Origin of the sequence: Hymenobacter sp. YC55, from assembly GCF_029433095.1 — a bacterium.
Taxonomy (GTDB): domain Bacteria; phylum Bacteroidota; class Bacteroidia; order Cytophagales; family Hymenobacteraceae; genus Hymenobacter.
In genome coordinates, this window is sequence record NZ_JARNTX010000002.1 from 172,350 (window position 1) to 186,845 (window position 14,496).

The window sequence follows — 14,496 nt, forward strand, 5'->3', positions numbered from 1 at the left end:
CAATACCATGAACCAAACTGCCCTCGCGCCCAAGACCGTGAACATCCACAAAAAGGCGCTTCTAATTTCCGGACCATGCAGCGCCGAAACCGAAGAGCAAGTGCTGCAATCTGCCACTGAACTGGCGGCTACGGGCCGCGTGGATATGCTGCGTGCTGGCATCTGGAAGCCCCGCACCAAGCCGGGCATGTTCGAGGGCATCGGCACGAAGGGCCTGCCGTGGTTGCGCAAAGCCAAGGAAATAACTGGCTTGCCAGTGGCTGTGGAAGTGGCCACGGCCAAACACGTAGAGGATTGTTTGGCCTTCGAAGTGGACGTGCTGTGGGTAGGGGCCCGCACCACCGGCAACCCATTCTCGGTGCAGGAAATAGCCAACGCGCTGCGGGGCGTGGATATTCCGGTGCTCGTGAAGAACCCGATTCACCCGGAGCTAGAGCTGTGGGTGGGCGCCGTAGAGCGCTTGGCCAAAGCCGGCCTGAAAGACCTCGGTCTGATTCACCGCGGTTTCGCTAGCTACGGCAACACCGACTTCCGCAACGCCCCCATGTGGCACCTGCCCATCGAGATGAAGCGCCGGATGCCCGACCTGCCCATCATCTGCGACCCGAGCCACATCTGCGGCCGCCGCGACACGCTGGCCGCCGTAGCGCAGCAGTCGATTGACCTCGATTTCGATGGCCTCATGCTGGAGTCGCACCCCGACCCGGACAATGCCTGGAGCGACGCCAAGCAGCAAGTAACGGCCGCCGCCCTCAAAGACATGCTGGAGCACTTGGTATGGCGCCACGAGCCCGACAACCAGCGCGAGTTCCAAACTGCTCTGGCGGGTCTGCGCGAGCAAATCAACCAACTCGACACCGAAATCATGCAGCTGCTCGGCCGCCGCATGGGCGTGGCGCAGCAAATCGGTCAGTACAAGAAAGACAACGACATCACCATCCTGCAAACCAACCGCTACAGCGAAATCCTGGACCGCAGCCTGCGCCAGGGCACGGCCTTGGGCCTTACGCCCGAGTTCATTCATAGCTACCTCGAAGCCGTTCACTTGGAGTCTATCAACCGCCAGAACAAGGTGATGAACTCGTAGCGCTAAGGTGTAAGTACTTCATTATCAGATCAGAGTTCGGGAAAGGTGCAATGTTATACTTGTACTTCTCTCGAACTCTCGTTTTGTAGCAAAACTCAACGCGTAGCGAGTTGTTGAGCTGAGATAAACTAGCGGCGCCAGCAGCAAGAGTAGGTGGGCTGAAAGACAGCCGTTGGAAGCCCGAATACGTTCTATACTTGTAAGAGTATTTAATGACAAGGTATTGGACAAGCGAGATTTTGATGCGGTAGTTGTGGGCTCGGGCCCAAATGGGTTGGCGGCGGCTATCACGCTGCAACAGGCCGGCCTGTCGGTGCTGCTCGTGGAAGGCAAAGACACCATCGGGGGCGGAATGCGCACAGCGGAGCTTACGCTGCCAGGTTTCAAACATGACATTTGCTCGGCAATCCATCCGTTGGCGGCCGAGTCGCCATTCTTCAAAACCCTGCCGCTGGCTGACTACGGCTTGAAGTTGATCGACCCGCCCGTGGCTGCGGCTCATCCTTTTGATACCGGGCGGGCGGCCAAGCTGGTTACTTCCCTTTCTGAAACCGCCCGAGAATTGGGCATCGACGAGGCAGCTTACCGCCAACTGCTAGAGCCGGTGGTACGCGACTGGCCGAAACTAGCGCCGGCTATTCTGGGGCCGCTCCGCATTCCGCGGCATCCGTTTGCTATGGCGCGCTTTGGCCTCGATGCTATTAATTCAGCATCGGCGCTGGTTAAGCGGTTCCGCACGCCGGAGGCTCGGGGGCTGTGGGCGGGTATGGCGGCCCACTCTATTCAGCCATTGGGCAACGCTACCACGGCGGCCTTCGGGCTATTACTGCTGGCGGTAGGCCACTTGCGCGGGTGGCCACTTCCGCAGGGAGGTTCGCAAGCTATTGCCGATGCCATGACCTCGCACTTCAAATCGTTGGGTGGCACCGTTGAAACTGGCTTCTACGTGAAGTCATTGGAGCAACTGCCTTCTGCCCGCGCGGTGTTGCTCGATGTGACGCCCCGGCAACTGCTCCAGATAGCCGGGCACAAGTTTTCGTCGCTGTACCGCTGGCAGTTAGAACGATACCGCTACGGGATGGGCGTGTTCAAAATCGACTGGGCCCTCGATGGGCCGATACCCTTTACGGCGCCAGAATGCCGCGAGGCGGGTACGGTACATCTGGGTGGTTCTTTCGAAGAAATTGCCGCCTCCGAGCAGCAAACCAGCGACGGCCGGCACCCCGAGCGTCCCTTTATATTGCTGGCCCAACAAAGCCTGTTTGATCCAACCCGCGCCCCGGCTGGCAAGCACACCGCTTGGGCCTACTGCCACGTTCCCAACGGTTCGCGGGTGGACAGGACCGAGGTTATCGAGAAGCAGGTGGAGCGGTTTGCGCCCGGTTTCTGCGAGCGTATTCTGGCCCGGCACACCTTCGACACCGCTCAGATGGAGGACTACAACAGTAACTATATCGGCGGCGACATCAACGGAGGCATTCAGAGCGTGACGCAGCTTTTCACCCGGCCCGCGCTCCGTGCTTCTCCCTACCGGACTTCCGCCAAAGGCATCTATCTGTGCTCTTCCTCCACACCTCCCGGCGGGGGCGTGCACGGTATGTGCGGCTACCACGCCGCCCGGCAGGCCTTGCAAGATGTGTTCAAGCAACCTGCGCCTCCACTTAATAGCAATTGAGCTAGCTGACCTTTTCACGCTGTAGAGACGCTGCACTTCGCGTCGCGTCGTCCGCGCTGTTTGGTTTGCACGGGTAAACAACCTCAGCAACGAGGAGACGCGAAGTGTCGCGTCTCTACAACGTTCAGGAGCTTTAACTATTTGGCGTACAGGAGCAGTAGCGCGGGTTTCGTGAAACTGCTTATGGCGTTCCTATATAGAACACCAAGAACTACTCTGCATCGGGTGGGTGGCTTAGCTTGTCTTAGCTAAAGCTTAACCTTACGCACCAACTTGGCCGTTTGCCAAGTTCCGCCGTACTTGTTGCCTATGCTCTTCTATACTGTCATGAAGCCCCTGGTGCAGGTGGCCTTGCGCGTGTTTTTTCGTCGGTTCGAGATTAGGCACCGGGACCGGTTGCAGACGCCGGGGCCGCTGCTCATGGTCAGCAACCACCCCAATACGCTCATGGACCCGCTGGTAGTAGCCGCCAATCGGCGCGAGCCTATTTCCTTTCTAGCCAAGAGCACCTTCTTCAAGAACCCAATCACAAGGGCCATCCTCACGTCGGGCAACTCGATTCCTATCTACCGTCGGCAGGATGTCGAAACCGAGGGTGCCCCCGTCACCAACGAGCAGATGGCGGCTCAGAACGAAGCCACCTTCGGCAAGTGCTACGACTACCTGGGCAAGGGCGGCACGGTCATGATCTTCCCCGAAGGCACCAGCGTGAGTGAACGGCGTCTGCGGCCCCTTAAAACTGGGGCAGCCCGCATTGCGCTCGGGGCCGAAGCACGGCACGATTTCAAGCTTGGGCTACGGCTATTGCCGGTGGGTATCAACTACTTCGATCCGCAGCACTTTCGTTCCGATGTGCTTATCAACGTGGCCCCGCCCATCCGCGTAGCCGACTACGCCGAAGCTTACCGCCAAGACCCCCTGGCCGCGGCCGACCAACTCACCGAAGACTTCCGCCGCCACTTAGAGCAGCGCCTCGTTATCACGCGCGACGCGGCCGAGGACGAGCTGGTGCAGCAGCTAGAGCGCACCTTCACCGGCCACCTCATCGAAGACGACCCCCGCACCCTCTACGACAACTTCCAGCTTAGCCGCACGCTGCTGCAAGCCGTAACCTACTTCGACCAGCACGACCCCGGCCGCCTAACTGAAGCGCGGGCCCACCTACAGGCGTACTTAAGTGAGCTAAAGCGCCTCGGCCTCACCGACGACGCGCTGGAGTCGGAGCGGAAAGGACGGACGCGGGGGGAACGGGCATTGCGGGCGGTGGTGAAGCTCGCGCTAGGGTTGCCGGTGTATTTGTATGGCGCCGTAAACAACTACCTCCCGTACAAGCTGCCATCGGTGGTGGCCAAACGGGCTACCAAAGAAGTGGAGTTTGTGGCGCCTATTATGCTGGTAGTGGGCATGATAACCTTTAGTGTGGGTTACGTCGTTCAGGTTGCGCTGGTCCATCACTTCACGCAGGATTGGCGCTGGACCACACTCTACGCCATAAGCTTACCTCTGACGGGCTTCTATGCCCTCTCGTACTGGAATCAGCTGGCTAGCCGTGTGCGCCGGGTGCGGGCGTTGCGCCTGTTCCGTCAGCAGCGGCCCCTGATGGAAAACCTGCTCCGGCAGCGCGCCACCATTTTACGGCTGCTGTCCGAGGCAAGAGAAAAGTATCTGGCCAGAACAGTGAAGGAGTAATGTGTGCCGTTGCCAAGCCGAAGGTTGTGTCAACACTCCTACGCCGTCAGCTTGCCACTCACCAACTAGCTTTCGAGCCGAAGCCTAGCGTAAGCAGCTCGGTGAAAGATGGCGCACCTTTGTTGGGCAGTCGGCTCAGCAAGTACAAGTCGTTGGTGCCAAACTCGGTGTAGGCCGACACCCGCGGCGGGCTCGGATGAACAAGAGTCGGGTTGCCGGCGTAGGTGAGGCGCGGTGCTACGAAAATGCCAGTGCGAACCTTGGTAGAAAACCAGTAGTAGCCTCGCTGATAGACTTTTGTGTCGCGGCTGTCGCGCATGGTGGCGCCGGTTGTGTAATTGACGTAGCCACCGACCCCAGCACTTGCGCGCCAATGTTGGCCAAAGGTTGGCCTGACTGGCAGGTAGGTAGTCTTGAATGTGAAGATGGTAAGAGGCTGCCCGCTAAGCCTACCCGGTACGCGGCCCAGCAGCAGCTCGGGTTCCAGCTTCTGATGTGCTAGCTGCACTCCGCCCCCAATAGCCACCAAGCCAGCCCCGCCGCCCATCTGTAACGTCAGAAAGAAGGGCGCCTTTCCTGCCGACGGTACATCCTGTTGGGCGTGCGCTACATGGGTGGCAAGTAAGCCAACTACTAAGGCCAAGCAAAGAGGATTCCGCGCGGAAAGAGGCATACGCTCCGAGAACTGAGGCTAGAGAAACGAATACTAGAAATCCATCTTCAGCCCTAGTCCTAACGTGAGGACATCCGCCGGGCTTAACGATTTCCGGTTGGCGTTGCTGAACAAGCTAACCAAGTACAAGTCGTTGGAACCTAGCTCATAGTAAGCGGAAATACGGCGCTGTCGGTCAGTAGGCGTTGCCGTAGGGCGCAAATACGAGAGACGGCCGCCGAGCAGGGGCCCGATGCGAGTGTCCGTCGAAAACCAATAGTACCCTTTGGTGTACTGGCCTTTCACTTCGTCGTTGATGGTGCCGTGGGTGTAGCTCCCGTAAATCCCGATGGTGAGGGGGCGGAGCACAAACTTGTCGCTCAGCGGCACGGTGTAGGGCGTGTAGAGCAGCTTGGCCGTGGCAATGGAAAGGGTAGAGCCTGCGTGCTTTTCGGGCACGTACCCTACCAGGATATCCGCTTCCAGCCGGTCGCGCAGCGTGGTGTAGCCCACGCCCGCTGCTATTAACCCCATACCGCCAGCTGTTTGCACCTGCACATGGTTAGGCCGGTACCAAGGTCGTGCCTCAACAGCTTGTGCAACAGGTGCCGTAGCCGAAACCTGACCAATCGCCGGGGTTGCTGCACTCAGCAGCAGCAAAGTAAGGAACTGGCGCATTAGAAGTGGACGGTTTTTAGGCGGTACTTCGGCTGGTCGTTGGCATCGTTCCAAACCGTCAGAATGATGTATTGGTCTCGCTCGAAGGAAGCGGAATTGATGTAAGTCACGCCGTCATTGAACGTCTCGCCAATTCGGAACGAGTGCCGGTGACCATTCAACTCAAACAGCAGCTTGGGTGCCGTGGCCAAGGCGTTGGTATAGGCCGGAGTTAGCCGCGAATCGAAGTCGCCGTCATCTGGCGGTACGTGCGACATCACGACTTGTCGTTTGGCACCTTGCAGGTTGCTTACTTGCTGCTGCAGCCACGGCACATCGGGAATCTTGCCATTGAAGTTGTACTCGCGGCTGTTGGTGTCGATGAAGGTGAACTTGGTGTCGCCGTATATAAACGAATAGTTCAGCGGGCCAAAGATGTGCTGGTAGGCTTCCCGGCCGTTGCCTACCTGATCGTGGTTGCCAATAACGGTGAGGTAGGGAATGTTGAGCTTGCTGAGCCGTTCGTCTATCCAGCGCATTTCCCGCGCCAGCCCAAAGTCCGATATGTCGCCCGCAATAACCATCAACGACAAGCCACGCTGCTGATTCACGCTCTTTACCAGTTTTTCAGCGTGGTCGTAGAAGCGTTGCGAGTCGCCCGAGAACACAAAGCGCAACGTGTCGCCGGGCGGCAGCGGGTTGGCCGCGAGGCGCGCCAAGTGCTTGGCCGTTAGATCGGTCTGGTCTTTCGACCCATTGTAAGCGTTGGGACTGAATTCTAAAATCTCGCAGCCACCAAGCAGTGTCAACGCCGCCGCGCAGCTCAGAGCGCGCAGTCGGAACGAAGTAGAAAAAGACATAATAGAGGCACTAGATCAGCAAATGGCGCCCTACACTTGCCAGGGCGCTGCTTACATACCTACTGAGGTGCTTTAGTGTTTTCGCTACGAAGCTGCTCCCATTCGCTTGCGGCAAGGTTTTTACGTCCTCGTTTCCATCGAAAACGCGGCAGCAGGTTACTACACAGCCAAAAAACCAAGTATTAGGGAAGCCTAATTTTTTTCGCGTTTCCAGTAAATTAAATCAGGGAATAATTCAGCTATTACTCCCTGACTTACTTTCTCTCTTCTATTTTGTCTTTCGTGTGGTCTTATTGTTCAGCCCGAGGGCCTCTCATTACTTGCAGTGCGTTATTCGTCTAGGTACTGGTGCACAAATTTGATGGCCATAGAACCTTCGCCAACGGCGGAGGCTACGCGAGCCATGGCGCCGGCTCGGCTGTCGCCGGCAGAAAACACGCCGGGTACGCAGGTTTCCAGTAAGTAAGGTTCGCGGTTATGCTTCCAGGAGGTAGCATAGCGGGGGTCAGTCACTAAGTCGCGGCCGGTAAGCACGAAGCCTTTGTTGTCGCAGATAACGGTGCTGCACACCCATTCGGTGCTGGGTTTGGCGCCAATGAACACAAACAGAGCCCGCGCGGGCCGCTTCACAAATTCGCCTTTGGTTTTCAAGACCACTTCTTCGAGATGATCCTTGCCGCAGACTTCCGCTACTTCAGTGAAAGGCAGAATCTCGATGTTGGGCGTGTTGCCAATCTGCTCGATCAGGTACGCCGACATAGAAGCCGCCAACGACGCGCCCCGAATAACAATGTACACCTGGCGCGCATAAGTAGCCAGATACATAGCCGCTTGCCCTGCCGAGTTGCCACCTCCCACGATGTACACATCCTGTTGGTCGCAGGAACGCGCCTCGGTGCGGGCCGCTCCGTAGTAAACGCCGGCGCCGCTTAGGCGGTCCATGCCCGGCACGTCGAGGGTGCGGTAGCTAACGCCCGTGGTTAGCACCACGGCGCGGGTGCGCACCTTGCTGCCGTCGGTAAGGGTCAGAACCTTGTAGCCGTCTTGCACGCAGAGGTCTACCACTTCCTGGGGAGCCAGAATTTCGGCGCCAAGACGCACCGCCTGGGCCCAGGCGCGGTGAGCCAGTTCGGCACCGCTCAGGCCCGTTGGGAAGCCGAGGTAATTTTCAATGCGGGAGCTGGTGCCTGCCTGACCGCCAAAGGTTTGTCGCTCGATTATCAGCGTCTTGAGTCCTTCTGAGGCCCCATACACGGCCGCAGCCAAACCCGACGGACCGGCCCCAATAACCACCACATCGTACAGCTCCTGCTTGGCCGTAACGGTAAGTCCCATGCGCTGCGCCAGGTCGGTTTTAGACGGACGGGGTATCACGGTACCATCTTCGAAAATAACCAGGGGCAGGTCGGCGGCGGTGAAGCCTTTGGCCGTTAGCAGCTCCTGGGCTTCGGCGTTGGTTTCGAAATCCAGCCACTGGAAACCTACCATGTAGCCGGTTAGAAAGTCCTTGATTTCGTGTGACAGCGGCGACCATTGAAACCCGATGAGCCGTAACCCGCTGTACTTCGGCGAATACTCGCTTTGCCAGGCCGCCAACAAATCGTGCAGCGTAGGATAGAGCAGCTGCTGGGGCGGGTCCCAGGGCTTCATTAGGTAATGGTCGAGGCGGGCGTTGTTGATGGCCCGGATAGCGGCCTCGGTATCGGCATAGGCTGTGAGCAGCACCCGCTTAGCATCAGGATAAATAGTGCGCGCTTCCGACAGCAATTCCACCCCTTCCATGCCGGGCATCCGCTGGTCGGCCAGGATCAGCGCGAGCGGCTCTTCCCGGGCCCGTAGTTCGCGCATGGTTTCCAGTGCTTCCCGGCCCGAGCCGGCCCGCAGTACACGGTAGTCGCGCCGAAATTCGCTGCGTAAGTCTCGGTCAACGGCATTCAGCACCTGTGCATCGTCGTCGACGGCGAGAATAATAGGTTTCTTATTCATGAGTTAAAAGTATCTGCGATGAGTAACTGCATAAGGAGTAAAGCTCCTTACCGTATTGGCTGAGCACTCGCTGGTCGACTGAGACAGATCAAGAGAATTTGTGCCTCTAGCGGTAGCCATGCGTCGGAAATAGATAGCAAAATAGCTCGCGAATGGCGATTAACTATATATAGTCAAGAACTATCTAATAATAAGATAACCTACAACGCCATTTAAGTCAACTTGCCTCGTCTAGTTGCGTCACCATTACTCCGATATGCCCACTGGCAACCAAACGCAAAACTCCGTGTGGTTGGGTTCGGAGCGGACTTCCAGCTTGCCGCCGTGGTTTTCCACAATGCGCAAGGCAATATCGAGGCCGAGGCCAGTGCCTTCGCCGGCGGGTTTGGTGGTGAAGAACGGGTCCAGAATGCGGGGCAGAATATCAGCGGGAATGCCCGGTCCGTTGTCAATGACAAACACTTGGATGTTCTCTCCTTCAAGCCGGGTGCGCAACGTGATTTCGCCCCCCGGAGGTAAGGCATCAATAGCGTTGTCGAGCAAATTAGTCCACACTTGATTGAGGCTGCTGACTTGTCCGCTCACCAGCGGCAACTCCGGAGCGTAGTCCCGCACAAGGCGGATGTTTTTCTCGCGCATTTGGTAAGTCAGCATGTTGATGGTGCTTTCCAGGCTCGCATGCACGTCGAGAGGAGCAAAGCCACCGGCGCGGTCCATGTGGGAGTAGGTTTTCACGTTGCTGACTAACGTGCTGATGCGCCCGCCGGCTTCCTGCACATCCTGAATGAGCCGCAGCATAGTAAGTTGGGTGGAGAGCCAGGTAAGAGCGGGGGCGCGGGCCAGAGCGGGTAGGGCCGCCGTGGCCGCTTCGAGCTGTGCTGGGGTTAAGCCTGCGTCCAGCAAACCGGTAGCCAATGAGTAAGAATCGTTTACTTCCTGGGTTTCCAGCCAATCAATCAACTCGTCTTCGCGGTCGGCGCGGGCCAGTCCTGAGAGTGGCGGCCCGGCGGGTGGCGGGGTGGCAGCCAGCGCCGTAAGGGTTGCCAGCGCAGCCGGCTCCGGGCAATGGCACACCAAGTCGCCGAATTGCATGGGCGCTTCGTGCAAACGACTCGCTAAAGCTTCCGCTGCCCGCACAATAGCCGCCGCCGGGTTGTTCAACTCGTGCGCCAAGCCCGCCGACAGCTTGCCCAGGGCCCGCAGCTTTTCATCGCGCTCCTGCCCCCGGGCTTCGTTGCGGGCCCGGTCGCTCATCAAACCTACCAGCCGTTGCACTAGCTCCGGGCTCACGCGCTCTAGTTCCGGAAACAGATTACGGTGCAGCGCAAACACGGTGGTAGGCCCCACCGCCACGCTCAAGCCCTTAATGGTTTGCAACCGCGAGTAGGGTAGCACCCCGCTTACTTGGCCTGCTTCCACCCGAAAAATCGGCTCCCGGTTGCCGTTGCGTAGCGCATAGAACTGTATGCCGCCGGCCAGCAAGGCCACCATGTATTCGGCGGGGTCGCCGGGCTGCTGAATGCTTTGGCCGGCTGCGTAGTCCCGCCGCTCGCCGTGCGCAATCAGCCATTCCAGCGTTTCAAGCGGCAAATCGGCTAGCAGCGGTATAACGGAGAAGTCGGCAACAGTTAGGGTGGAAGCCTGAACGGAAGAGGGGCTGGAAGTAACAGAAGGATTTGCCATGCCAAGTGGTGCCGAAGCGTTATGAGTAAGATGGTACTGGTCTTTGCTACTAAAGGTACCGAAGTGTTTTTCCAAGCGCAGCACTGCTTGGGTCGAGCACGAAAGCAGATAAAGCCTTCGGTTAACGTTGCTTGAGAGCATCAAGCAAAGCAGCGTGGTTGCTCAATCAGGCAGCAGAGACGATGAGTCTTGCTGCCAACAGCTGCCAGAGCCTGGGGTTACTCTGCCTCCTTCCTCATGCAAGCCCTCCTTGCAGGGTTGCCTGGCTACCTGCCCGCGGCAACGCACCGAAGACCGGCAGGCGTTGAAGCAACCTGTAGCTCAAGTATAAGTTCAGGTGACAGATCAGCACGCCAACAGTGCCGCGCTGACGGTGCCAAAGTACGGGTAATCATCAAAAGTCCGCGTAACCAGCTATAAACTAGCTCGGTGTAGTGTTGCAGATAATGCCCTCTGGTAAGCAGTGCGCGACTTTCTTTAAAACCTGTTTCTTACCAAACTTTTCTGCCCACCTCAGCATTATAGTTATTCCTCCCAACCCCTCCGAATGGCCAAGCTTAAGACCCTATACTTCTGCCAAAACTGCGGTGCGCAATCAGCTAAATGGATTGGCCGCTGCCCTAGTTGCGGCGAATGGAACACCTACGTCGAAGAAGTTATTCAGAAAGACGAACCCACGGCGGCCACTGCCTGGAAAGCCAGTACCAGCGTGGGCGGCACCAGCAAAGCCGCCAAACCCCGCGTCATTTCCGACATTCTGTTTGAAGAAGAACCCCGCACGCTCACCCAAGACGGCGAGCTAGACCGGGTGCTCGGCGGCGGACTAGTACCCGGCTCGTTGGTGCTGATTGGCGGCGAGCCAGGCATTGGCAAAAGCACGCTCATGTTGCAGATTGCCATGACCTTGCGCCAACTCAAGGTGCTCTACGTGTCGGGCGAAGAGAGCGAGCAGCAAATCAAGATGCGGGCTGAGCGGCTCGGCGAGCAACACCCTGGCTGCTACATCCTCACCGAAACCAACACCCAGAACATCTTCAAGCAGATCGACCAGCTCCAGCCCAACGTGGTCATCGTCGATTCTATTCAGACGTTGCACTCGGGACTTGTAGAGAGTGGAGCAGGCTCAGTGAGCCAAGTGCGCGAATGCACGCAGGAATTACTGAAGTACGCCAAAGAAACTGGCGTGCCGGTGCTGCTCATCGGCCACATCACCAAAGACGGCTCTATTGCGGGCCCCAAAATCCTGGAGCACATGGTGGATACCGTGTTGCAGTTCGAGGGCGACCGGCACCTGAGCTACCGTATTCTGCGCACCATCAAAAACCGCTTCGGCTCCACCTCCGAGCTAGGCATCTACGAGATGCAAGGTACTGGCCTGCGGCAGGTTAGCAACCCGAGCGAAATTTTGCTTAGCCAGCGCACCGAAAGCTTGAGCGGCATGGCCATCGGGGCTACGCTGGAAGGCAACCGTCCGCTGCTGGTAGAAGTGCAGGCCCTCGTGACGCCCGCTACGTACGGCACACCCCAACGGAGTTCTACCGGCTTCGATGCCAAGCGCTTGAACATGCTACTCGCCGTACTCGAAAAGCGCAGCGGTTTGCGCCTCGGTCAGCACGACGTGTTCTTGAACATTGCCGGTGGCTTGCGCCTCGATGACCCTGCGCTCGACCTAGCAGTTTGCGCGGCCGTTGTGAGTAGTTTGAATGACCTGCCGATCCGGGGCGAAATATGTTTGGCGGCAGAAGTGGGACTAAGTGGAGAAATCCGGGCTGTAAGCCGGCTTGACCAGCGCCTCAGTGAAGCCGAGAAATTAGGATTTGCAGAAATGTACATTTCCCAATTTAATGCTCGAGGCCTCGATTTATCCCGCTACGGGATTAGAGTGCAGCCAGCTAGCCGCCTTGATGCAGTATTAGAGGGTTTGTTTGGATAATATTGTAAAAACAAGGTGGTAAACTGGCACAACGAAAAAAAGACAAAATTTGGATTGGACTTTCACAATCTAAATGCCTTATCTTCGGTTCGGGAATTGACTTATACCGCGAACGGTGAACAAAGACGAGTTTTGTTCTGTCCTAGTGTCGTGTAATCTTTCCCACGTAAACAGTCTGAAACTTCAGCTTCGATGCCATACGCTATTCGCTTTTTGAAGAGAAGCCTGCTGGCTGCGGGTCTTCTGGCCTTGTCTTTTGGCACTCAGGCGCAAGGTACAGTTACGCTTACGGGCAAGGTAACAAGCCGCACTTCGGACACGGTGGCGGTATCGGTGCGCGAAAATCCTTTAGATCCTAAAGAACAAATAACATACGCCCGCCTCAACGATAAGGGGGAGTTTCAAATGGCGCTCAAGCTCGAAGGTCCGGCCCGCGCCGACCTCGTGCACGGCGACGATGTAACCGACCTATTCCTGGAGCCTGGCGATGCGCTCGATATTCGCTTTAAAGGCAGCGACATGGCCAGCAGCGTCAAGTACAAAGGCCGCGGCTCGGAAGCCAACACTTACCTCACCGACATGGATGAGCAGTTCGTGGAAAATGAAGGTTTTCAGGTGCTGCCCGAAAACATCATGCTCTATGAGCCGGCCTTCCTGTCGTTTCTCGACTATCGGCGCAAGCAAGAGCAAAAGTTCCTAACGCACGCCATCGAAGACAACCATTTCAGCGAGGCTTTCAAGAAATACGCGCAAGCTGAAATCGACTATAGCTACGCCAACGACCGCCTTACCTTTCAGGATTTGCGGGAGCAGATTGTAGCCACCGAGGGTCGGCTGAAGATGACGCCCACGTACTACGACTTCCTGAACGACAAGAGCCTCATCAACAATGAGGCGGCTATGCGCAGTGAGGCGTATCAGGAGTTCTTGCTGAACTACGTGCACTACACAGCTATTGCTGGCGGCAAGCAGCGGACGTTCCCCGATTTCTATCAGGTGTGCTACGATGTTGCTAAAACTCAACTTAGCGGCGTTGTGCGGCCCATCATCATGGGGCGAGTATTGCAAGAGTCGTTCCGGTTTGGGCACGTGAAGCAGTCGGCAGCTATGCTCGCCGACTTCAAAACGATTGATACCAACAACCGGTACTTCCCGGTGCTACAGCACGATTTCGAAACCCATAAGGCGTTTGCTATCGGCTCCCCCGCTCCTGATTTCAAGTTAGTAGCGGCCAACGGCGACACCGTGCAGCTTCGGGATTTCCGGGGCAAGCTGGTGTATTTGAATTTCTGGCGCACAACCAGCGGCTTATGTTTGCGCGACTTGCCGTATGCTGCCGACTTAGCGCGTAAGTTTCAAGGCAAAAACATTGTGTTCGTCAACATTGCTCTCGACGATAACGAAGGAGCCTGGAAGCAACTGGTGGTAGGTAAGAAGCTAGCGGGTATTCAGGTGCATCAAAACGGTGGTATTCGGTCACAAATAGCACGTGCCTACGCCCTGGAAGATGTACCCGCGTACTTCCTGCTCGCCGAAGACGGGACCTTCCTCAATACCAAGCCCAAGCGCCTAAGCAGCCATGCCGCCATCGACGAAATTAAAGAGGCATTCGGTAAGGCCAGCACCTACACGAGTCTAATGCCTTCTGAGGCCACCGCCAAATAGCTGGCTTCGATAACCCCAAACACAAAGCGCCTCCCGATGCATCGGGAGGCGCTTTGTGTTTGGGACCAACAAGAAATTTAGGCCGTGCGGAAACCGGAGGCCTGCTTGATGCTGCGCTCGTTGCCGGAAGCAGGATCGGAGTAGCTATGTTCCCCTACTTCAATGGATACTTTCTTGCCTAGCAATTGCTTGGTGTCAAGGTCTTTGCCCGCTTCGGGGTGAATGCCTACTGCCGAATACAAGGACAGCAAGATGGGCATGGCTGTGGGTGAGGTATAAAAGCGCTGCGTGATAAAGCCGTCTTCGTTTTCCATGCGGGCAGCAAAAAACGGCACGTTCTGGTGCTCACTGGTACCTTCTTGAATGTCTGTTATTTCGACCGTGTGGCGGCCGTCGGGCAGGAATCCTTTGTCCTGGCCTTCTTCAACTTGAATTTTCATGGCTCGTCAGCTATAGATGTACTCCTTTTACGGCAGCCAACAGCTTTAGGTTTTTGCCAATTAAATTAGTTGCGAATAGAGCAGTACTACGCTTGCTGTTGCGCTAGCAACTAAGCTTACCAACTATTGCAGGTAATAAGTGTTGGCATCTACCGTCTACCTTTACGTT

Annotated in this window: 11 protein-coding genes; 5 read left to right on the forward strand and 6 right to left on the reverse strand. The window is 57.0% G+C overall.

The genetic code is table 11. From position 1 onward, the window contains the following. Nucleotides 1-7 precede the first annotated feature (7 nt). From P1X16_RS13930 to P1X16_RS13940, 3 genes are all read left to right on the forward strand, one after another. Nucleotides 8-1,087, forward strand: a complete 1,080-nt coding sequence (locus tag P1X16_RS13930) for a chorismate mutase (RefSeq protein WP_277229966.1) — start codon at nucleotides 8-10, stop codon at nucleotides 1,085-1,087. 193 nt (nucleotides 1,088-1,280) lie between these two features. After that, a complete protein-coding gene (locus P1X16_RS13935; protein WP_277232944.1) occupies nucleotides 1,281-2,762 on the forward strand; it encodes an NAD(P)/FAD-dependent oxidoreductase in 1,482 nt (493 codons plus the stop codon). 309 nt (nucleotides 2,763-3,071) lie between these two features. Further along, the gene (locus tag P1X16_RS13940) at nucleotides 3,072-4,451 is read left to right on the forward strand and encodes a 1-acyl-sn-glycerol-3-phosphate acyltransferase (protein ID WP_277229969.1); all 1,380 of its coding nucleotides are present in this window, start codon (nucleotides 3,072-3,074) and stop codon (nucleotides 4,449-4,451) included. Nucleotides 4,452-4,509: 58 nt separating this feature from the next. Here P1X16_RS13940 and P1X16_RS13945 read toward each other — a convergent pair whose 3' ends face one another. The 5 genes from P1X16_RS13945 to P1X16_RS13965 all read right to left on the reverse strand — a co-directional run bounded on the left by P1X16_RS13945 (nucleotide 4,510) and on the right by P1X16_RS13965 (nucleotide 10,289). After that, on the reverse strand, nucleotides 4,510-5,124 hold the full coding sequence (locus P1X16_RS13945) for a hypothetical protein (RefSeq protein ID WP_277229972.1): 615 nt from the start codon (nucleotides 5,122-5,124) through the stop codon (nucleotides 4,510-4,512). 33 nt (nucleotides 5,125-5,157) lie between these two features. After that, entirely contained in the window at nucleotides 5,158-5,781 is a 624-nt protein-coding gene (locus P1X16_RS13950; RefSeq protein ID WP_277229975.1) for a hypothetical protein, read from the reverse strand. Further along, entirely contained in the window at nucleotides 5,781-6,620 is an 840-nt protein-coding gene (locus P1X16_RS13955) for a metallophosphoesterase (RefSeq protein ID WP_277229978.1), read from the reverse strand. The genes P1X16_RS13950 and P1X16_RS13955 overlap by 1 nt, the downstream gene beginning before the upstream one ends. Before the next feature lie 330 nt (nucleotides 6,621-6,950). After that, nucleotides 6,951-8,606 carry an FAD-dependent oxidoreductase gene (locus P1X16_RS13960; protein ID WP_277229982.1) on the reverse strand — a complete coding sequence of 552 codons (1,656 nt, stop codon included), beginning with the start codon at nucleotides 8,604-8,606 and terminating at the stop codon, nucleotides 6,951-6,953. A 246-nt stretch (nucleotides 8,607-8,852) separates the two neighbouring features. Next, entirely contained in the window at nucleotides 8,853-10,289 is a 1,437-nt protein-coding gene (locus tag P1X16_RS13965; protein WP_277229985.1) for an ATP-binding protein, read from the reverse strand. 547 nt (nucleotides 10,290-10,836) lie between these two features. Between P1X16_RS13965 and radA the strand changes: the two genes are divergently transcribed. Both radA and P1X16_RS13975 read left to right on the forward strand, forming a co-directional pair. Next, nucleotides 10,837-12,222 (forward strand): DNA repair protein RadA, encoded by a 1,386-nt coding sequence (gene radA / locus P1X16_RS13970; RefSeq protein WP_277229988.1) that lies wholly within the window; start codon nucleotides 10,837-10,839, stop codon nucleotides 12,220-12,222. Between the two features lie 192 nt (nucleotides 12,223-12,414). Then, the gene (locus P1X16_RS13975; RefSeq protein ID WP_277229991.1) at nucleotides 12,415-13,887 is read left to right on the forward strand and encodes a redoxin family protein; all 1,473 of its coding nucleotides are present in this window, start codon (nucleotides 12,415-12,417) and stop codon (nucleotides 13,885-13,887) included. 77 nt (nucleotides 13,888-13,964) lie between these two features. On the opposite strand, the gene P1X16_RS13980 is transcribed toward P1X16_RS13975, so the two are convergent. After that, complete coding sequence (locus P1X16_RS13980; RefSeq protein ID WP_277229994.1) at nucleotides 13,965-14,327, reverse strand: hypothetical protein; 363 nt, start codon at nucleotides 14,325-14,327, stop codon at nucleotides 13,965-13,967. Nucleotides 14,328-14,496 lie beyond the last annotated feature (169 nt).